The sequence below is a fragment of the Catenulispora sp. MAP12-49 genome (assembly GCF_041262705.1).
Taxonomy (GTDB): domain Bacteria; phylum Actinomycetota; class Actinomycetes; order Streptomycetales; family Catenulisporaceae; genus Catenulispora.
This window is the reverse complement of sequence record NZ_JBGCCP010000006.1, coordinates 53805-72026: the sequence shown is the minus strand read 5'-3', so window position 1 is coordinate 72026 and position 18222 is coordinate 53805. Positions and strand designations below refer to the sequence as shown.

Below are 18222 nucleotides of genomic sequence, written 5' to 3'. Positions count from 1 at the left end.
GCCCGCCGACCCGTCGGCGGGCCCTAATGGAATGTGTTGGTCTGCGTGTTGCCGTCGCCGACCTGCATGCCCTGTCCGTCGCGCAGGTGGAGCTGGAACTTGCCGGACCCGGCGCCCTCCGGGTCGGCCAAGGCCAGCAGGTGGCGCGCGTCGGCCAGGAGCTGCTCGTCTACGGCCCCGGCCACGACCAGCTCGCGGATCAGCGCGTCGGTGCCCCCGGCGCTGCCGTCCTCGATCGCCTCGAGCTGCGCCAGCGCCGCGTGCCGGCCTGCCAGCCGCCGGGCCAGGACGTGCTTCAGCGCGCCGTAGCCGTCGGTCACCGCGGCCGAAGCCGTGCCGCCCAGACCTGCGCCCGCGCCGGTGACCAGCGCCTGCACCACCACCGCTGCCGGATCCACCCGGTACCTCCCCGCCCATGCGTAGATCGCAGGGCTCGAACTCGCACCCGGCGGCGCAAAGCTATCGGGTGCGGGATTGATCCCGCACCCGTTTGGCATGATTTCTGGGAGATCGCATCAGCTGATGCGGTGCCCTCCGTCGACGTGCAACACGGTGCCGGAGATGTACCCGTTGCCCATCACGGACGAGAATGCCTTGGCGATGTCATCCGGTGTACCGATCCGGCGCGCCGGCAGCCGCTGGGCGAGTTCACCGAAGGCCGCCTCCTTGTCCATGCCGAGCGCGTCCCAGATGGGGGTGTCCACCCAGCCGGGGGAGACCGCGTTCACGCGCACCGGCGCCAGCTCGATCGACAGGCCGTAGACCAGCGACTCGAGGGCGCCGTTGGCCGCGGCCATGATCGTGTTCGATCCGTTGGGGCGGTAGGCGTTGATGCCCGAGGTGAAGGTGAGGGATCCGGTGACGCGCCCCGCGGCGTGCTTGGCGACCAGCCAGGCGCCGAGCACCTTGGTCTCCAGGACGGAGCGCGCGGTCGCGGTGGCGACGTCGGTGGTGGGCCCGTAGACGCCGGTCGCGTCGGCAGCGGTGACCGCCACGTGGTCCACCTGTTCCACCGCCGCGAACAGTGCGGCCACTTCTTCCTCACGGCTGATGTCGGCGGTCACGGTGGTGACGGCGGTGGTGGCGGTGGCGGTGGCGACGGCGGCGACCTTGCCCTGCCCGCCGCTCGCAGACGCCTCCAACTCCTTGCGAGCACCGGCGAGCCGCTCCGCGGACCGCCCGACGATGGTCACTTCCATACCCTCGGCGAGCAGCGTCCGAGCCAGGGCCAGGCCCATCCCGGAGCCGCCGCCGATGATGATCACGTTTGTCATGCCCCAGAGCCTGTCCCGCCCGGCCACCCCCGACGAGACCGCCTCGTTCCTAGGTGTGCCACGGCCACCCTCGCGCCGGTCACCGATGGCAGACTGAAGCGGTGAACGCCATGGCGCAGTTCCTGCGCGACCGGCGCGGACGCATCACGCCCGCCGACGTCGGCCTGCCCAGCGGCCTGAGCACCCGGCGCATCCCGGGCCTGCGCCGCGAGGAACTGGCCGCCCTGGCGGGGGTGAGCGTGGACTACTACATCCGCATCGAGCAGGGCCGCGAGACGGCGCCGAGCGACGCGGTCCTGGGCGCACTGGCCAAGGCCCTGCACCTGACCCCGGACGAGCACACCCACCTGCTGGGCCTCGCCGACCAGGCCGCCGGCCGCACCGCCCGGCGCCCGCCCTCCGAACCCAGGCCCGTCACCCCGGGAGTGCACGTACTTCTGGAGTCGCTGCGCCCAAGCCCGGCCTACGTCCTGGACGAGATCAACGACCTCCTGGCCGCCAACCCCGAAGCCCTGGCCCTGATGCCCGGCCTGGATGACTGGCCCCCCGTCCACCGCAACACGATTCGCTACACGTTCCTGCACCCCACAGCCCGCACCCTCTTCGCCGACTGGGATCGCGTAGCCGCCAACTGCCTGGCGCACCTGCGCACCGCACAGCTGACCGCACCGGACCGAGTCGACGCCGTGGTCGCCGAACTCTCCGAAGCGAGCCCTGAGTTCACGACCCTGTGGAACCGCCACGAGGTCCGCCTCAAGCGCGCCGGCTCGACGGACTTCCAGCACCCGGTGATCGGGCGGGTCACCCTGGCCAACGAGGCGCTCAGTTTGGTGGGAGAGAGCCAGCGGGTTCTGGTTTATCAGGCCCCGCCTGGGACGCCTGAGCACGACGCACTCGTCTTGCTGGCGATGACGGCGGAGAAGGCGCACGTAGGCGGACTCGCCTGATTCTCGCTCGCGCCTCGCTTAACTACTCGCCTGTTGCCTTCCACCTATTTGCCTACTTGCCCTCCTTGCCTACTCGCCTACTGTCTTCGCGAGATTGTCCAGCTCGTTCGCCCTTCCCGCCGCGAGCCGCCCGGTCCACTCCTCGTCGTGCATGGCGTCGGCCGTCATGGTCACGTGCGTGCCGCCGTCGGCCGTCGGACGCAGTTCGACGTCGGTCAGGAATTCGTAGGGCTCGACGCCGGGGATGAAGTCGGCGAGCGTCGAGTAGACCAGGTGCCGGGCGGGTTCGATGTCGGTGAACGTCTTGTGCGAGGTCGTGCTCGGCGGCAGCCCGTTGCCCTCCATGAAGGCCACCTGCTCCGCGCCGGTGGCGGTCATCGTGTAGGTCAGGATGCCGCCCGGGCGCAGATCCAGGGCGTCCACGTGCACGGTGAACCCGTCCGGGGCCCACCAGGATTCGATGCCGGCGGCGGTCGTCCACAGCTCCCAGATCTTCTCGGGGGCCGCGGTGTAGGTGCGCTCCAGCCGGAACTTCTCCGTGGTCATTTTCGTCTCCTGTTTCCGATGTTTCCGATGAGCAGTGCTTTCAAGGAGTCGTGCTTTCAAGGAGTTGGACGCCGCCGGCCGCGGTTCATCATCGGAACCCCTCCGCGGCACTCACGCCCGGCAGCGTCAGCGGCAGCCCGAACGCCGCGACCAGGTGCGCCTCGAACGTGGTGATCTCCACGATCCGCCCACCCTCGATCCGCAGCACATCGACCATCTGCGCCCGGAACACCGACGTCCCCGGCCGCTGCACGTACCCGGCCACAGCCGGCTGCCGGTTGGCCCCCACCGGCACATGCCGCCACCGCCCGAAGTAACCCGGCGACACCGGATCGAAAACTCGCCTGAGCTGCCCCAACAGCGCATCCCGACCGGCGAACCACACAGGATTCGGCGGCATCGTGACCAGTACATCGGCACTGAGCAGATCAGCCATCATCGAAACATCAGCCCGCTCCGCCGCGACCATATAGCGGCGCACGATCTCCCGCTCCTCCTGCCCCCGCTCACCAGCCACCCAATCCACCCGCCGCGCCGGCATCCGCTCCCGCAACGTCTGCCGCGCCCGCTGCAACGCGCTGTTGCAGGCAGCGAGCGTCATGTCCATGAGCGAAGCGGTCTCCTCCGCAGGACGCCCGAGCACATCCCGGAAGATGAGCACCGCACGCTGCCGCGCAGGCAGATGCTGAAGCGCAGCAAGGAAAACCAGCTCCATGGTCTCCCTGGCCACCGCAGCGGCCTCCGGCTGCCCGTCCTCCTCCAAAGCCTCATCGAGCAGCCGATCCGGATAAGGCTGCAACCACGCCAGCCGCTCCGGAGGCTCCCCACCCCCCGACTCGACCCCCGGAACACCCTCATACCGCTGCGGCCGCCGCCCAGCCCGCCGCAGATGATCGATACAGGCGTTGGTGGCGATCCGGTACAACCACGTCCGCACCGCCGCCCGCCCCTCAAAGCCGGCCTGCTCACGCCACGCCTTGAGCAGCACCTCCTGCACCAGATCCTCGGCATCGTCGTAGGAACCGACCATGCGATAGCAGTGCAGGTGCAGCCGCTTGCGATGCGACTCGACGAGCACGGCGAAGTCGGCCTCGTCAACTTGCTCTGCCGGACGCTCGACGGATTTCGTCACACCATCCGGCGTTACGTTAAAGGCCAACCGCCTCAACCGCCGCACCGCCGAACCCAACGCCACGACATCGGATCGAAAAGCCTCCGGCGGCTCCAACGCCAGGCTCCCCACCTGCCGCGCAATGGCCGCAAGCACATCAGCGGCCGACTCGCCCCCTGGCCCCTGCGCGTTCCGCAGCCGATAGGCCCGCTGCCGACACGCCGCTGTGCAGTAGACGGAGGTCCGGCCCCGGCCACGATCCGGCAGCGGGGCACCGCAGAGCTGGCAGGTGCGTCCCTTCATGAGGGCAACTGTAGTCTTTCGTTACGGGAGGCCAGCGTTACGAAAAGAGTCCGGCCTTCGCGGCTTCACCCTTCACCCTTGATTCAGTGGCGGCAGCCAGTTCTCCTCGTCCCACCGCTGCTCCAGCCGCGACACCTCGACGCGCTGCAGCGTGTACTCCAGCAAATCTGGGCTCCACGTCGTCAAGTGACGCCCCAACGACGCGAGCGCGGCCGCTGCCTCTTCGAAGTCCAAGCCCTCACCGTCCATGACAGCCGTGACCGAAGCCCCACCGGAGTAGCCGACGATGCGGTGATCAAGCACCTTGCGAACTGGCGCAACCAGGTCGGTTGAGCCGTTCATCTCGTCCTTGCTGAGAACGAGCGCGAAGAGCGAGCTCCATCCCTCGACCATCGCCGTGGACAAGGCATCAATGAAGTGCTGCCGCCGTTCCACTTCAGGCTCTGGCCCCGTAATGGTGATCCGACCCAGGTATGGCACGTCGCTCCCTCTCGTCACTGGCACTGCAGGCGAATGGCCGGAGCGTAGCGATGGCGTGGCCGCGCAACGGGTGCCTTTCGGCGGGATGCCGCACCGGTTGGCTTGATCGCGACATTGGTTGGCGGGGACGTGGTCGAACATACCGACCTGATCGGACTCCCAAAACCAGAAATGACCTGACCTTTAGCGCTTCATCAGCTGCCGAGGGCCAGGTCATTCTGTTATGAAGTGGGGCGTGAGGGACTCGAACCCACGACCAAGGGATTATGAGTCCCCTGCTCTAACCAGCTGAGCTAACGCCCCAAGTGTGAAGTGTCTCGCCGCTCACGACGTTGGTGGGCATCTGCCCGGCGTCGTGGTGGATCAACCCTCCCCGGTGATCGACTCCCCCCAGTGACGGCAAACGTCTCCGGGTCGCGTGGGTTGCCACGGGAGCGGAGACGTTCGTCGTGCGCTCCTGCAATAGGACTCGAACCTATAACCTGCCGGTTAACAGCCGGCTGCTCTGCCAATTGAGCTATGCAGGATTGTGCTCGCGCCGTCGGTCCTTCGCGCTGTTCGCGGCTCCGGTCCGGCGGTGCGTGACTAGGTTAGCGCATCCTGGGGGGAGATCCGCAATCCGCTTTACGGGGCAGGTCGGGGTGGGTGTGGGAACTTCGGGGGGTCGCCCGTCCGTCGTAAGGTCCGTTCGTAGGATCCGGTGGTGTGGGTAGTGGGGTTGCCATGAAGGCTGGGACGAAGCTGACGTTGGCCGCCGGACTCGGGGCCGGGTATGTGCTCGGGACGCGTGCCGGGCGGGAGCAGTACGAGAAGATGCGGGCGGCGGTGCGGAAGGTGGCCGACGCGCCCGCTGTGCGGCAGACCGCGAATGTGATCCAGGTGCAGGCGTTCGAGATCACGAAGAACACCGCTGCCAAGGGGCGGGTGGCGGTCGGGCACGTGGTGGAGACCGTGCGGCACCGGGGCGACGGTGACGGGGGTGCCTCTGACGACCTCGGGTAGCGCCGCTGGGCGGATACCGGGGTTCCGGGCGGGCCGGGCCCGTGCGGCGATGCCGTGTGGCGATGCCGTGCGGCCTGTTCGCGCGCCCGGACAGCCTCCCGGACAGGCTCCCGGACCATCGGGCTTGACTCTCACATTGGTGGCAAGGATCGATCCTCCTTCATGGGCTCGCACCGGGCCCATGACGGGAGGGAACGACGATGAACGACTTGGTCGGCACGGTGGCTCTGGTGACCGGCGGCAGCCGCGGGATCGGCGCCGCGATCGCCCGCAAGCTCGCCGCGCAGGGGGCCGCGGTGGCCCTGACCTACGCGCAGGGCGTCGAAGGGGCCCGGAAGGTGGTCGCGGAGATCGAGGCCGAGGGTGGGCGGGCGGTCGCCCTGCAGGCCGACCTGACCGCCCCGGACGCCGCGGCGCGCGTGGTGGAGCAGACCGTGCGGGAGCTCGGGGGCCTGGACATCCTGGTGAACAACGCCGGGTTCCTCACCTACGGCCCGCTGGAGGAGGTGACGGAGACCGAACTGGACCGCGTGCTCGCCGTGGACGTCCGCTCGGTCTTCCTGGCCTCCCAGGCCGCCGCGCGGCACATGCGCGAAGGCGGTCGCGTGATCAGCATCGGCTCGTGCTTCAACGGCCGGGTGCCCGGCGAGAACTTCGTGCTGCAGGCGATGGCCAAGTCGGCGCTCGTCGGGCTCACCAAGGGCCTGGCGCGCGAGCTGGGGCCGCGCGGGATCACCGCCACGGTCGTCGATCCCGGGCCGATCGACACCGACATGAACCCGGCCGACGGGGACAGTGCCGACTTCCAGCGCTCGCTGACGGCCCTCGGCCGCTACGGGGCGGCCGAGGACATCGCGAACGCGGTGGCCTACCTGGCCGGGCCCGGCGGACGATACATCACCGGCACGGCGCTGGCGGTGGACGGCGGCTACACGGTCTGAGCGGGCGGAAGAGTCCGATCAGCCGGACCGCTCAGTTCAGCCGGCCCGCTCAGTAATACTCCCGCATCAGCTCGGTGGCCCACTCGGGCTGGGCCACCTCCACCTTCAGCAGCCGGCAGCGCGAGACGCCGATGCGGTTCGGCCGGTTCTTCCCGCGCTGGGCGAAGATGCCGACCAGCGGCCACTCCGTGTTGTTGCGCGGGTGCCGGGCGCCGGTCTGCACCTTCTCCGGGTCCACGAGGTGGAACTGGTAGACGACCTCCAGGTGCGAGAAGGCGTCCAGCCCAGCGAGGGCTTCGGGGCCGAAGCGGTCGTCGAGCCGGATCACGGCCGTCTCGCCGCCCCAGTCGTCGTCGCGCGGCTCGACGCGGCCGCCGACCACCTGCCCGATCGGGATGATGTTGGTCATGCGGCCCAGGATAGGGCTGGGCATCATGGCCGGGGGCGGCCGCCGATCAGAACCCCATCGTGATGGAGGGCGGGGTCTGGCTGGCCTGCCACATGTTCCCCTTGAAGATGAGCCGGTAGCCCGAGGCCTGCTGGCTGAGGTCGAAGATGAGCTCGCCGCGGGAGGTGTCGCCGGGGTTCATATCGTGGTCCTGGAAGGCTTTGTCCTTAAGGTCGTCATCGGCGCTGACCGAGGTCAGATACGAGGCGTTGGCACTGTCGCGCATGTCGAAGGCGCCGATGGTGGAGAACATCAGCTGCTGGCTGCTGACGTTGGTGACCTCGAAGTCCAGCAGCAGCCACTCCCGGGTCGGGCCCGGGGTGAAGAACGTGCCGGCCGGCGGGTTGTAGGGCATCGTGGCCGAGTGGATCTTGATCTTGAATCCGCCCTCGGTGACCGTGTCGGTGAGCTTGTAGGCCTGCCCCGAGGGGGCGACGGACGACGAGGTGTCCGCGTCCGGCAGCGAGGTGGAAGCCGAGGTGGAGGCCGAAGTGGAAGCCGACGTGGAAGCCGAGGTGGAACCGGCGTCCGAGGGGAGCGTGGCCGTCGCCGAGCCCGGCGCCGACACCGTCTGCGAACCCAGCGCCCCCGTCGTGACGGCCTGCCCCGGCGTCACCCCCTGCGACGCACATCCAGCTGCGGCCAACGCCATGACTCCCGCCGCGAGCAGAACGCGCACGGGCAGGCGGGATCGCCGAGATTGCACAGCCATTTCTTCCCCCATGTTTGAAGAGTCCCCACGTCGCACAACAGAGTACTGCCAGGTCATTGCCGCTGGTCGAGGTGGAGCCACCACGTGATCCCGACGCCGATCTGACGGAAGCCGCAGGACTCGTACAGCATCTTGCCCTCCGGAGTCGCGTTCAGCACGGCGTTGTCGGCCCCCGCCTCGGCTGCGGCCGCCACGACCGCGCGCAGCAGCCCGGTTCCGAGTCCCCGCCGCTGAAAGGCCGGCCACACCTCCATGTCGAACACGCCGGCCGTATCGCCGTTCAGATGCGACCACGCGCGGCCTGCGAATCTGCGGCTGCCATGGTTGTCGCTGCCTTCACGGCCGCGCCGGTCGTCGTAGGCGGCGGCGTACCAGGAACGCTGAGGACGGACGCGGGTCATCTTCAACGTGTCCCGGTACGCCGCATACTCCCCGGTGTAATCGACGGTGTCCTGCTGAAGTTCGATGCGGGGATCGACGGGATCTACGGGAGCACCGGGTCCGCCGGGATCGCCGACATCGGCCACCGGGGCCGTCATCCACCACGGCTCCCACCCGCGCTCGAACCCCGCGGCCGCCAGAGCTGACGTGTCGACGTCCGTCCCCAGCCAGGCGCCGATGGTCCGGACCCCCGTCTCGCGGGCCCGTTCCACACCGCGCGCGACCGCGTCAGCCGGAATCCGCTGCGGGAACATCAGGTTCTGCTCGTCGCCCTCGCGCGCCCAGAGCAGCGGCCCGTCGCTCCACGTCTGGCCGCCCAAGACCGCGGCGCGGCAGGTGAACCAGCAGGTCTGGGCGGCTTCGCAAGCCTCAACCGTCGGCATACGACCACGGTAGACGCTGCGGCCGACACCGCTCGACCGTTCCGTAACAACCCCAGCCTGCTGCGCGTCGAGTTACACGCGGGGGAGCAACCGAGCGGGAAAGGACGCCACGTGCGCGACGATCTGCCTCATGCGATGCGGGAGACCGCGCGCAAGTTGGAGCCGGACGTCGTACGTCTGGCCGCCGGCGGGGTGACGCGCGGGACGCGGATGCGGCGCGTGGAGCGGGCGGTGCAGGTTCTGGGCTCGGCGCTGGCGGTGGCCGTGGTCTTCGCGGGGGTGACGTTCCTGGAGCCGCATCGGACGTCGGGGGACGGCAGCCGCGGGGGAGAGGTCAACCAGCCTGCTGCTTCGGCTCCCGGCAACGCCTTCGGGACTGCCACCCCGGGTGCCCCGGACGCCCCGAACTCGAGCGCGACGAATCCCAGCACGCCCGACCCCGACCCCAGCACGCCCGACCCCGGCGCGACCACCCCGGACGCCACCGTGCCAAGCTCCACCGGCAACCAGCAGATCTCCGACGACGAGCTGGACGCCACCCTGAAATCCTGTCTCGCCGGCACCGGAGTCAGCGGCCGCGGCTACGTGGCCTTCGCCGGCACGACCACGGTCAGCGCCCAGATCACCGCCGGGAACGACGTCGGCTTCATCGCCATCGTCGTCTCGGCCCCCGGCGCCGCCCGGCCCGGGCGCGGCGCGCCGCAGCTTCTCGCGGACGGCTCGGTCGCCTACGTCTCGGAAGGACCGGGAACCTCCGACGGCCGCCACGCCGACAAGACCGAGCTCACTGTGACTCTCGTCCGCACCGACGGTGCGAGCCTGACTGCCCTGGAGACCAACTCCTCGTCCGAGAAGAGCGCCGCTGCTCCAGGCGCTCCGCTGTTGCTCTCCGATAAGCAGGTCCTCGCGGTTCTGGACAACCCGGCGTGGGACGCGGCGGCGGCAGCCGCGTCCGCTTCACAGAACTCGGCTTGGGGAAACTCGCCGCAGGACACCCTGGCGACCGCGCTCCCGCCCTCCGTGCCGAATCGTCGCTAGCCCGCGGCCCGGCGGCATCGGCAACTCCTAGCCGTTTCGCCGAATGGCGCTCCCCCGATGGCGGGGCCCATGGCTGCCGATGAGCATGGCGGAGGATGTCCGCCGAGCCCGAGGAGCAGCCGTGACCGCACAGGGGAGCGCACAGGGCAGCGCCGACCTCGGCGACCGCACCGATTTCGCCAACGCCGACCGGGGCTTCCTCGCCGCTCCCGAGCAGCGGCAGATCAAGACCGCCGAGGGCAAGACCGCCTGGGACTTCGACGCCACGGCGTTCCTGGACGGCGACTGCCCGGACACCGTGACCCCGAGCCTGTGGCGGCAGTCGCAACTGTGTGCGAGGGCCGGGCTGTACGAGGTGGTCCAGGGCGTCTACCAGATCCGCGGCTTCGATCTGTCGAACATGACGCTGATCGAGGGCGACACTGGCGTGGTCGTGGTGGACCCGCTGGTCTCGGCCGAGACCGCGGCCGCCGGGCTCGCGCTGTACCGGAAGGTGCGCGGCGACAAGCCGGTGACCGGCGTCGTCTACACGCACTCGCACATCGACCACTTCGGCGGGGTCGAGGGCGTCCTGGAGGCGGGCTCGAAGGCGCCGATCCTGGCGCCGGAGGGCTTCATGGCCGAGGCGGTGTCGGAGAACGTCTATGCCGGCACCGCGATGCTGCGCCGCGGCATGTACTACTCCGGCGCGAACGTGGCCCACAATGCCGAGTCGCACGTGGGCATGGGGCTGGGCTTCGCGGCGTCGACCGGCACCGTGGGCCTGCTCGCGCCGACGGAGTCGATCACCCGGACCGGGCAGGAGGAGACGGTCGACGGCGTGCGGTTCGTCTTTCAGATGACGCCGGGCACCGAGGCCCCGTCGGAGATGAACTTCCTGCTGCCAGATCGCAGGGCCCTGTGTATGGCCGAGAACGCCACGCACAACCTGCACAACATCCTGACGCTGCGCGGAGCCCAGGTCCGCGACGCCCGCATCTGGTCGCACTACCTGGGGCAGGCCCTGGACCTGTTCGCCGACCAGGCGGACGTCGTGTTCGCCTCGCACCACTGGCCGACGTGGGGAGCCGGCGAGCTCCGCGACTTCCTGGAGATCCAGCGGGACCTCTACGCCTACCTGCACGACCAGACCCTGCGCATGATGAACCAGGGCCTGGTCGGCGCCGAGATCGCCGAGCTGATCCAGCTCCCGCCGGCTCTGGAGGCGGCCTGGCACACGCACGGCTACTACGGCTCGGTCAGCCACAACGTGAAGGCGGTCTACCAGCGCTACCTCGGCTGGTACTCCGGGCACCCCTCCGACCTGTGGGAGCACCCGCCGGCGGAGACGGCGAAGCGCTACGCGATCTGCTTCGGCGGCGTCCCGAACCTGGTCGCCAAGGCCCGCGAGTACGCCGACGACGGCGACCTGCGCTTCGCCGCGCAGCTGCTGAAGCACGCCGTCTTCGCCGACCCCTCGAACCAGGACGCGAAGCACACCCTGGCCGACGTCTTCGAACGCCTCGCCCTCGGCGCCGAGAACGCCACCTGGCGCAACTGCTACCTGATGGGCGCCTCGGAGCTCCGCGACGGCGTGCAGCCCACCCCGATCGGCGCCGCCGGCATGGCCGCGGCCCTGAGCGTCCCGCAACTGCTCGACACCTTGGCCATCCGCGTGAACGGCCCGAAGGCCTGGGACGCGAAGGCGGTGACGGACTGGCACTTCACCGATCTCGACGAGCACTACCGCCTCACCCTCCAGAACGGCGTCCTGACGTACAGCCCGCAGACGGCGAAGACGGGCGCACCGCCCCCCGACGCCACCTTCACGCTGACCAAGCCGCAGTTCCTCACAGTGCTCGCGGGCGGCGGGTTGGACGGCGTGACGGTGAACGGCGACCTTTCGGTGCTTCAGACGATCGTGGGGGTGCTGGACGCGCCGGATCCGGATTTCGCGATCGTGACGCCGTGATCGGCCGGCCTGACTACATCGCCCCCGCGTCCACCGCCTGCCACATCGTCGGATACAGCGGCCGGAAGCCGAGCACCCGGCGCGCTTTGGTGTTCTCCACGATGCCGAACCAGGGCTCGGTCACCGTGCGTCCGGTCATCTCCGGGGTCAGGTCGCGGCCCGTGTAGCGGTAGATCTCGGCGAGGGTGGCGGCGGAGTCGTCGGCGATGTTGAAGGTCTCGCCGCTCAGGCCGTCGGCGCGCAGGGCCAGGATGAGGCCCTGGGCCACGTCGGCGTGGTGGACCATCTGGAGGCGGCGGGAGGGGTGCCAGTCCAGGGGGCGCTTCATGAACTCCTGGATGTGCGGGTCGCCGTCGCCGTAGACGAAGGCCAGACGCACGACTCGGAGGTCCAGGCCGCGGTGCGTTCGCAGGTCCTGCAACGAGTTCTCGGCCGCGACCTTCGACGCCGGGTACGGTCCGCCCCAGGCGATCGGCCCGAGTTCGGACTGCTCGTTCTGCGGTGCGGTGTGGCCGCCGCCGTAGACCAGGTTGGTGCTGGCGAACACGAAGCGGGTCACGCCGGCCTCCAGCGCGGCCTCGGCCAGGGCTGTCGAGGCGTCGGCGTTCACCGCGTTCGCGCGCTCGGGGGTCGGGGAGTCGCGGAAGGTGGCGGCGAGGTGGATCACCGCGGCCGTGCCGTCGACGACGGCCTTGAAGCCGGCGGCGTCCAGGGTCGCCAGGTCGCCGACGACCAGGTCGGCGCCGGCCGCGCGCAGCCGGAGTGCGGTGTCCGACTCCGGGTCGCGGACCAGGGCGCGGACTGCCTCGCCCTGGGCGAGCAGCCGGGGGATCAGGCGGCTGCCGACCGTGCCGGTGGCGCCGGTGACCAGGATGGGCTTGGCGGAAAAGGTGGTGGTCATGGTGTTCGTCTCCTTCGCGCTGCTGCTGACACCCTGAACGTTGCCGCAGGTCGGAGCCGGTGTGCAGAGACCCGCTCATCCTGGGACTCCCGATCCCTGGATAGCGCGCGGCAGGTGCGCGATGCTGGATGGGTGCTCAAGATCGACCGTGCCGAACTGTCCGCCTTCCTGCGCACCCGCCGTGAGCGGCTGCGTCCGGAGGACATCGGCCTGCCCGCCAACACCCGCCGCCGTACGTCCGGCCTGCGCCGCGAGGAGGTGGCGATGCTGGCCGGCATGTCGGTCGACTACTACACGCGGCTGGAGCAGGCGCGGGGGCCGCAGCCCTCGGCGCAGCTGCTCAGCGCGCTGTCGCGGGCGCTGCGGCTGACCAAGGACGAGCACGACCACCTGTTCCACCTTTCCGGCCTGATGCCGGAGGACGAGAACCGGCTGCCGACCGAGCACGTGCGCCCCGGCGTGCTGCACCTGCTGGACAAGCTCGACGACACCCCGGCGATGGTGGTCGGCGACCGCGGCGACATCCTGGCCTGGAACACGATGCACGCCGCGCTGATGGGCGACCCCGGCCGCATCCCGGTGGAGCAGCGCAACATCCCCTGGCAGCACTTCTGCAACCCGGACTCGGCGGCGTACTTCCTGCCCGAGGACTTCGTCCGCAACGGGGAGAACACGGTCGCGGACCTCCGCGCGCGCCTGGCCGCCCACCCCGACGACACCCGGCTGCGCGCCCTCGTCGAGGAACTCAGGGTACGGAGTTCCCGCTTCGCCGACCTGTGGGAGCGGCACGACGTGAAGCGCCGCCGCGCCGACCACAAGACCGTGCTGCACCCGCTCGTCGGCCGCATCGACCTGGACTGCGAGGTCATGTTCTCCCCGGAGCACGACCAGCGCCTGATCATCCACTCGGCGCGGGCCGGGACCCCGGCGCAGCAGGCGCTCCAGCTGTTGCGGGTGATCGGTACCCAGCGCATGGCGGAGTCTGACGCGTAGCGAAGAACCGAGCCCGATGCGTAGCGAAAATACGTCACCAAACGGAGGGCGTGCTCCCGCGAACGGCCGTCCCACCGATACGGTTGTCAGCATGTTGGTGAGGGCTACTAAGGTCGGCTTGGTCGTCGGTGTGCTGCTGGTGATCGCTGCGGTGTACGCGCTGTATAAGGGTTCGAGCACCGCTCCCACCTGCGACGGCAGGCAGATGTCCGCCTCGGACAGGTGCATCACGCACTATGCCGACGGCCACACCGTCACCCAGGACTACACGCAGGCCAAGCACTACGACGCCGGGCTGGCCTGGGTCCTGTTGGTCGGGGGTGTCGCGGTCGCCGCGGCCTCGGCGACCGGCTGGCAGCGCCGTCGCGGTTACCGCCTCGGCGAAGCCTGAGGGCGGTCCAACGCCCAGACCGTGCAGGGCTTGCCGAGGACCTCGTCCTCGCGGCGCGGTGTGAAGCCCAGCCGCTCGGCCACCGCGATCGACGCCTGGTTCTCGGCGTGGATCATCGCGGTGATCCGCGTCAGCTCCAGATCGCCGAATCCCCAGTCCAGAACGGCGCGCGCGGCCTCGGTCGCGTAGCCGTTGCCCCAGTGCCCGCGCGCGAAGGTCCAGCCGACCTCGGTCTCGCCGAACTGGTCCCACCAGTTGAGCCCGGACCGGCCGATTGCCTCCCCGGTGGCCAGCGACTCCACCACACACAGGCCGTAGCCGCGGGCCGCCCAGCAGTCCTCGATCTCGCGGAGCCGGGCCTCGGCGCGCTCCCGCGTGTACGCGCCGACGAACTCGTTGACCTCGGGATCGGCGTGGAGCTCGATCCAGAAGTCGACGTCGGCCGTGGTGGCGGGGCGCAGTCGCAGGCGTTCGGTGGTGATCATCACACCACTGTAGGACGGGTTCTCATCCGCTGCGGCGCGGGAGCGTCCCGGATTGCCGCGGCCCCTCAGGCCTTCTCCACCGCCCGGAACGTGTCCGGGTCGGCGGCCCGCCAGTCCGCGTCCCACCCCTCGACCGGCTCCGCGAGCAGCTCGCCGGGCCGCAGATAGCGGTAGAGCTCTGCGTAGGTGCTGGTCTTGCGCTGGCTGACGCGCCGGTGCACCATCTCCGGGCGCAGCTCGTGCGGGCCGGTCAGGCCCATCGCGGCGATGAGCTGCTGGGCCTCGGCGACCGTCGCGGCCTGGAAGCGCTGCACCCGCGTGGCCTTGTCCGGCACGTCCAGGGCCCGGTAGCGCTTGGGGTCCTGGGTCGCGACGCCGACCGGGCAGTGGTTGGTGTGGCACTTCTGCGCCTGGATGCAGCCGACGGCCATCATCATGGCGCGGGCGGCGTTGGTGTAGTCCGCGCCCTGCGCGACGCGCTTCACGATGTCGGTGCCGCGGGCTATCTTCCCGCTGGCGCCGATCCGGATCCGGTCCCGCAGGCCCACGCCGACCAGCGCGTTGTGCACCGTCAGCAGACCGTGGGTGAGCGGGGTGCCGACGTTGTCCTCGAACTCCAGCGGCGCGGCGCCGGTGCCGCCCTCGGAGCCGTCGACCACGATGAAGTCCGGCGTCACGCCCTCGGCCACCATCGCCTTGCACACGGCCAGGAACTCCCGCCGCGAGCCCGCGCACAGCTTGAAGCCGGTGGGCTTGCCGCCGGAGAGCTCCCGCATCCTGGCGATGAACAGCACCAGCTCGCGCGGCGTGCTGAAGACTTTGTGGGACGGCGGGCTGATGCACGTGACGCCCTCAGGGACGCCGCGTATGTCGGCGATCTGCCGCGTCACCTTCGGCCCCGGCAGCACGCCGCCCAGCCCCGGCTTCGCACCCTGGCTCAGCTTCAGCTCGACGCACTTGACCTGAGGATCGGCGGCCTTGTCGCGGAACTTGTCGGGGTCGAAGTCCCCGTCGGCGGTGCGGGCGCCGAAATACCCGGACCCGAGCTCCCAGACCAGGTCGCCGCCGCCCTCGCGGTGGTACGGCGAGATGCCGCCCTCGCCGGTGTCGTGCGCGAAGCCGCCGGCCTTGGCGCCCTTGTTCAGGGCCAGGACGGCGTTCGCGGACAGGGCCCCGAAGCTCATCGCGGAGACGTTCAGCAGCGCCATCTCGTACGGCTGCTTGCAATCCGGGCCGCCGACGAGCACCCGCGGCTGCTCCGGCGTCGGCCGCAGCGGCGACATCGAGTGCTCCAGGAACTCATAGCCCGAGGCCTCGACCTCCAGCTCGGTCCCGAAGGCCTGGTCGCCGTGGATGCCCTTGGCCCGCTCGTAGATGACCGTGCGCGTGTCGCGGTCGTACGGGTGCCCGCCGGTGTTGGTCTCGATGAAGTACTGCTGGATCTCCGGCCGGATGTACTCCATCAGGAACCGCACGTGGCCCAGGACCGGGAAGTTGCGCAGGATGGAGCGTCGGCGCTGCGACACGTCGTAGATCCCGAGCGCCAGCAGGAGCGCGGACGGGATCAGGGCGAAAAGCCAGAAAAGCGAAAGAGGCACTGCCCACGCCGAAGCCAGCGTGAGCAGCGCCGATGCAGGCAGCATGAGCAGTCCCATGCCGCCGCACACTAGTGCACGAAGGTTCCCAGGATCAGAATCATCACGATCGAGACGCTTGACAGGATCGTCTCCATCGCCGACCACGACTTGAACGTCTGCTTGACGTCCATCCCGAAGAACTCCTTCACCAGCCAGAAGCCGGCGTCGTTGACGTGCGACAGGAACAGCGAGCCCGAGCCCACCGCCAGCGCCAGCAGCGCCGTGGAGGTGTCGTGGTGGCCCGCGGCGATCGGCGCGATGATGCCGGAGGCTGTGACGGTCGCCACCGTCGCCGATCCCGTGGCCAGCCGGATACCGACCGCGATCAGCCAGGCCAACAGCAGCAGCGACAGGTGCGAGTTGTTCGCCGCCTTGCCGATCGAGTCGGCGATGCCGGTGCCGACCAGCATCTGCTTGAACGCGCCGCCGGCGCCGATGATCAGCAGGATGCCGGCGATCGGGCCGAGCGCGGAGCCCATCACGTCCGAGGCCTTGCGGCGGAAGCCGAGCGCGAACGTCGCGTAGACGACGCCGATGATCATCGCCATGATCGGGTCGCCGATGAAGTCCATCACCTTGTGCAGCTCGGAGGTGGGGCTGCTGTCGGCGATGTCGACGACCGTCTTCACCAGCATGATGAGCACCGGCAGCAGGATCACCGACAGCGTGGTGAGCACCGAGGGGACCGTGCCGTCCTCGCGCTCGGTCACCGTGTACTGCTTCGCCAGGTTCTCCGGCGGGTGCGGGTGCACGCGCTTGGCGATGAAGGTGCCGTAGAGCGGGCCGCCGATGATCGCGGTCGGGATGGCGACGATGACGCCGAACAGCAGCGTGGTGCCCAGATCCGCGTGCAGGGCGTTGATCGCCACCAGCGGCCCCGGGTGCGGCGGGATCAGGCCGTGCAGGATCGACAGGCCCGCCAGCGCCGGGATGCCGATCCGCAGGATCGAGCCGCCGGTGCGCTTCCAGACCAGGTAGATGATCGGCACCATGAGGACCAGGCCGACCTCGAAGAACATCGGGATGCCGACGACCATCGCGGCCAGCACCATGGCCCACGGCGCGCGCTTCTCGCCGACCCGGTCCACGATCGCCCCGACCAGCCGGTCGGCGCCTCCGGAGTCGACCAGCATCTTGCCGAGCATCGCGCCCAGGGCCACGATCACGCCGACGTTCCCGAGCACGCCGCCGACCCCGGTCTCGGTGGTCGACAGCAGCTTGTCCACCGGGATGCCGCCGGCGATGCCGACGAACAGGCCGCCGATCAGCAGCGCCAGGAACGGGTGGATCTTCGTCACCGCGGTCATCAGCACCACGAGGGCGATGCCGGCGAGCGCGACCACGATCAGGCGGGTGTCGTGGCCGGTCCAGGCAGTGGATTTGGCGGCCTTGGCAGCGGCCGCCACGAGTATCGGGTGTGTCGCTATCGCAGAGCCCATCACGCGCCGGCCTCCCCGTTGTCGGCGGCTGCATGGCTGTCCGTGGCTGCATGGCTGTCCGCGGCCGCCTGGTCGTGCGCGGCTTCCACGGCTTCCAGGTGCTCGGCGCGGATCAGGTTCTCCGCCACGGTCAGCGGCGCGTCGTGGTCGTCGACCTTGATGCGCACCGGGTTCTCGTCGTCGGCCGGCGGCTCCAGGTCCCCGAACTGCGAGTCGAGGAGCTCCGGCGGGAAGAAGTGGCCGTTGCGCGCGGTGAGCCGGCGGGCCACGGTCTCGCGGTCGGCGTCCAGGTAGATGAGGCGGACCTGCGGGCGTCCCTGAAGAAGGCGGTCGCGGTAGACGCGCTTGAGCGCCGAGGACGTGACGACGCCGGGGCGGCCCTTGGCGGTGGTCTCGTCGATCCAGTGCCCGATGTTGTCCAGCCAGGGCCGGCGGTCCTCGTCGGTCAGCGGATGGCCGGCGGACATCTTGGCGATGTTGGCCTGCGGATGGAACGCGTCCGCCTCGGCGTACTCCCAGCCCAGCCGGCCGGCGAGCAGCGAGCCGATGGTGGTCTTCCCGCTGCCGGAGACGCCGGTGATCAGCAGGATCGGGGGCTCGGCGCCGGTGCCGGACGCGCCGGCTCCGGACGGTGATGCGGCATTCACGGTTGCAGTCTCCTTTGACCCCGTACGCGACACCTCGTGGCGCGCCACGCGTCACCGTAAGCCAAAAAGTATGACTATTAAAGAGGTGGTGACTATTCCGTAATATGAAGCCGCGATGGTGGGACGATGATGGCCTGGCACCCGCCACGCCA

General features: G+C 69.8%; 20 protein-coding genes and 2 tRNA genes. 7 read left to right on the top strand and 15 right to left on the bottom strand.

Going from position 1 to position 18222, the window contains the following annotated elements:
* Positions 1-23: 23 nt before the first annotated feature.
* On the bottom strand, positions 24-398 hold the full coding sequence (locus ABIA35_RS14445; protein WP_370358210.1) for a hypothetical protein: 375 nt from the start codon (positions 396-398) through the stop codon (positions 24-26).
* Between the two features lie 117 nt (positions 399-515).
* On the bottom strand, positions 516-1274 hold the full coding sequence (locus ABIA35_RS14440; protein WP_370358209.1) for an SDR family oxidoreductase: 759 nt from the start codon (positions 1272-1274) through the stop codon (positions 516-518).
* A gap of 110 nt (positions 1275-1384) precedes the next feature.
* Here ABIA35_RS14440 and ABIA35_RS14435 point away from each other — a divergent pair, with 110 nt between their 5' ends.
* A complete protein-coding gene (locus ABIA35_RS14435) occupies positions 1385-2221 on the top strand; it encodes a helix-turn-helix domain-containing protein (protein WP_370358320.1) in 837 nt (278 codons plus the stop codon).
* A 69-nt stretch (positions 2222-2290) separates the two neighbouring features.
* Here ABIA35_RS14435 and ABIA35_RS14430 read toward each other — a convergent pair whose 3' ends face one another.
* The 5 genes from ABIA35_RS14430 to ABIA35_RS14410 form a co-directional block, all read right to left on the bottom strand.
* Positions 2291-2767 (bottom strand): SRPBCC domain-containing protein, encoded by a 477-nt coding sequence (locus ABIA35_RS14430; RefSeq protein ID WP_370358208.1) that lies wholly within the window; start codon positions 2765-2767, stop codon positions 2291-2293.
* Positions 2768-2855: 88 nt separating this feature from the next.
* Entirely contained in the window at positions 2856-4181 is a 1326-nt protein-coding gene (locus tag ABIA35_RS14425; protein WP_370358207.1) for a sigma-70 family RNA polymerase sigma factor, read from the bottom strand.
* A 72-nt stretch (positions 4182-4253) separates the two neighbouring features.
* Positions 4254-4661 carry a hypothetical protein gene (locus ABIA35_RS14420; protein ID WP_370338704.1) on the bottom strand — a complete coding sequence of 136 codons (408 nt, stop codon included), beginning with the start codon at positions 4659-4661 and terminating at the stop codon, positions 4254-4256.
* Positions 4662-4890: 229 nt separating this feature from the next.
* A tRNA-Ile gene (locus ABIA35_RS14415) sits at positions 4891-4964 on the bottom strand.
* A 151-nt stretch (positions 4965-5115) separates the two neighbouring features.
* Positions 5116-5188: transfer RNA gene (locus tag ABIA35_RS14410), tRNA-Asn, on the bottom strand.
* Positions 5189-5384: 196 nt separating this feature from the next.
* On the opposite strand from ABIA35_RS14410, the gene ABIA35_RS14405 reads away from it, so the two are divergent.
* Together ABIA35_RS14405 and ABIA35_RS14400 are read left to right on the top strand one after the other, a co-directional pair.
* Entirely contained in the window at positions 5385-5663 is a 279-nt protein-coding gene (locus tag ABIA35_RS14405) for a YtxH domain-containing protein (protein WP_370338706.1), read from the top strand.
* Positions 5664-5863: 200 nt separating this feature from the next.
* A complete protein-coding gene (locus ABIA35_RS14400) occupies positions 5864-6604 on the top strand; it encodes a 3-oxoacyl-ACP reductase family protein (RefSeq protein WP_370358206.1) in 741 nt (246 codons plus the stop codon).
* A gap of 49 nt (positions 6605-6653) precedes the next feature.
* Here ABIA35_RS14400 and ABIA35_RS14395 read toward each other — a convergent pair whose 3' ends face one another.
* Genes ABIA35_RS14395 through ABIA35_RS14385 form a run of 3 tightly spaced genes read right to left on the bottom strand, consistent with a single transcriptional unit; the run spans position 6654 to position 8588 of the window.
* The gene (locus ABIA35_RS14395; protein WP_370358205.1) at positions 6654-7013 is read right to left on the bottom strand and encodes a TrmO family methyltransferase; all 360 of its coding nucleotides are present in this window, start codon (positions 7011-7013) and stop codon (positions 6654-6656) included.
* Between the two features lie 46 nt (positions 7014-7059).
* Complete coding sequence (locus ABIA35_RS14390; protein ID WP_370358204.1) at positions 7060-7764, bottom strand: DUF4352 domain-containing protein; 705 nt, start codon at positions 7762-7764, stop codon at positions 7060-7062.
* 53 nt (positions 7765-7817) lie between these two features.
* Positions 7818-8588 carry a GNAT family N-acetyltransferase gene (locus tag ABIA35_RS14385; RefSeq protein WP_370358203.1) on the bottom strand — a complete coding sequence of 257 codons (771 nt, stop codon included), beginning with the start codon at positions 8586-8588 and terminating at the stop codon, positions 7818-7820.
* A 111-nt stretch (positions 8589-8699) separates the two neighbouring features.
* On the opposite strand from ABIA35_RS14385, the gene ABIA35_RS14380 reads away from it, so the two are divergent.
* Positions 8700-9626: a hypothetical protein gene (locus ABIA35_RS14380; RefSeq protein WP_370358202.1), complete on the top strand. Its 927-nt coding sequence runs from the start codon at positions 8700-8702 to the stop codon at positions 9624-9626.
* 85 nt (positions 9627-9711) lie between these two features.
* On the top strand, positions 9712-11577 hold the full coding sequence (locus ABIA35_RS14375) for an alkyl/aryl-sulfatase (RefSeq protein WP_370358319.1): 1866 nt from the start codon (positions 9712-9714) through the stop codon (positions 11575-11577).
* Between the two features lie 13 nt (positions 11578-11590).
* Here ABIA35_RS14375 and ABIA35_RS14370 read toward each other — a convergent pair whose 3' ends face one another.
* Complete coding sequence (locus tag ABIA35_RS14370; protein ID WP_370358201.1) at positions 11591-12478, bottom strand: NAD-dependent epimerase/dehydratase family protein; 888 nt, start codon at positions 12476-12478, stop codon at positions 11591-11593.
* A gap of 141 nt (positions 12479-12619) precedes the next feature.
* Here ABIA35_RS14370 and ABIA35_RS14365 point away from each other — a divergent pair, with 141 nt between their 5' ends.
* A complete protein-coding gene (locus tag ABIA35_RS14365; RefSeq protein ID WP_370358318.1) occupies positions 12620-13471 on the top strand; it encodes a helix-turn-helix transcriptional regulator in 852 nt (283 codons plus the stop codon).
* A 91-nt stretch (positions 13472-13562) separates the two neighbouring features.
* Positions 13563-13862, top strand: coding sequence for a hypothetical protein (locus ABIA35_RS14360; RefSeq protein WP_370358200.1), 300 nt, complete (start codon positions 13563-13565; stop codon positions 13860-13862).
* Here the strand turns inward: ABIA35_RS14360 and ABIA35_RS14355 are convergent.
* The 4 genes from ABIA35_RS14355 to ABIA35_RS14340 all read right to left on the bottom strand — a co-directional run bounded on the left by ABIA35_RS14355 (position 13841) and on the right by ABIA35_RS14340 (position 18070).
* On the bottom strand, positions 13841-14347 hold the full coding sequence (locus tag ABIA35_RS14355) for a GNAT family N-acetyltransferase (protein ID WP_370358199.1): 507 nt from the start codon (positions 14345-14347) through the stop codon (positions 13841-13843). The genes ABIA35_RS14360 and ABIA35_RS14355 overlap by 22 nt on opposite strands.
* Before the next feature lie 65 nt (positions 14348-14412).
* The gene (locus tag ABIA35_RS14350) at positions 14413-15990 is read right to left on the bottom strand and encodes an FMN-binding glutamate synthase family protein (protein WP_370358317.1); all 1578 of its coding nucleotides are present in this window, start codon (positions 15988-15990) and stop codon (positions 14413-14415) included.
* Positions 15991-16013: 23 nt separating this feature from the next.
* Entirely contained in the window at positions 16014-17423 is a 1410-nt protein-coding gene (locus ABIA35_RS14345; protein ID WP_370338725.1) for a GntP family permease, read from the bottom strand.
* Positions 17423-18070, bottom strand: a complete 648-nt coding sequence (locus tag ABIA35_RS14340) for a gluconokinase (RefSeq protein ID WP_370358198.1) — start codon at positions 18068-18070, stop codon at positions 17423-17425. The genes ABIA35_RS14345 and ABIA35_RS14340 overlap by 1 nt, the downstream gene beginning before the upstream one ends.
* Between the last annotated feature and the right edge of the window lie 152 nt (positions 18071-18222).

Bases quoted from the DNA above. Each gene is read 5' to 3' on its own strand.
- ABIA35_RS14370 (WP_370358201.1), bottom strand. From the start codon at position 12,478: ATGACCACCACCTTTTCCGCCAAGCCCATCCTGGTCACCGGCGCCACC.
- ABIA35_RS14435 (WP_370358320.1), top strand. From the start codon at position 1,385: ATGGCGCAGTTCCTGCGCGACCGGCGCGGACGCATCACGCCCGCCGAC.
- ABIA35_RS14345 (WP_370338725.1), bottom strand. From the start codon at position 17,423: ATGGGCTCTGCGATAGCGACACACCCGATACTCGTGGCGGCCGCTGCC.
- ABIA35_RS14350 (WP_370358317.1), bottom strand. From the start codon at position 15,990: ATGCTGCCTGCATCGGCGCTGCTCACGCTGGCTTCGGCGTGGGCAGTG.
- ABIA35_RS14400 (WP_370358206.1), top strand. From the start codon at position 5,864: ATGAACGACTTGGTCGGCACGGTGGCTCTGGTGACCGGCGGCAGCCGC.
- ABIA35_RS14390 (WP_370358204.1), bottom strand. From the start codon at position 7,764: ATGGCTGTGCAATCTCGGCGATCCCGCCTGCCCGTGCGCGTTCTGCTC.
- ABIA35_RS14375 (WP_370358319.1), top strand. From the start codon at position 9,712: ATGGCGGAGGATGTCCGCCGAGCCCGAGGAGCAGCCGTGACCGCACAG.
- ABIA35_RS14395 (WP_370358205.1), bottom strand. From the start codon at position 7,013: ATGACCAACATCATCCCGATCGGGCAGGTGGTCGGCGGCCGCGTCGAG.
- ABIA35_RS14430 (WP_370358208.1), bottom strand. From the start codon at position 2,767: ATGACCACGGAGAAGTTCCGGCTGGAGCGCACCTACACCGCGGCCCCC.
- ABIA35_RS14425 (WP_370358207.1), bottom strand. From the start codon at position 4,181: ATGAAGGGACGCACCTGCCAGCTCTGCGGTGCCCCGCTGCCGGATCGT.
- ABIA35_RS14385 (WP_370358203.1), bottom strand. From the start codon at position 8,588: ATGCCGACGGTTGAGGCTTGCGAAGCCGCCCAGACCTGCTGGTTCACC.
- ABIA35_RS14355 (WP_370358199.1), bottom strand. From the start codon at position 14,347: ATGATCACCACCGAACGCCTGCGACTGCGCCCCGCCACCACGGCCGAC.
- ABIA35_RS14440 (WP_370358209.1), bottom strand. From the start codon at position 1,274: ATGACAAACGTGATCATCATCGGCGGCGGCTCCGGGATGGGCCTGGCC.
- ABIA35_RS14405 (WP_370338706.1), top strand. From the start codon at position 5,385: ATGAAGGCTGGGACGAAGCTGACGTTGGCCGCCGGACTCGGGGCCGGG.
- ABIA35_RS14360 (WP_370358200.1), top strand. From the start codon at position 13,563: ATGTTGGTGAGGGCTACTAAGGTCGGCTTGGTCGTCGGTGTGCTGCTG.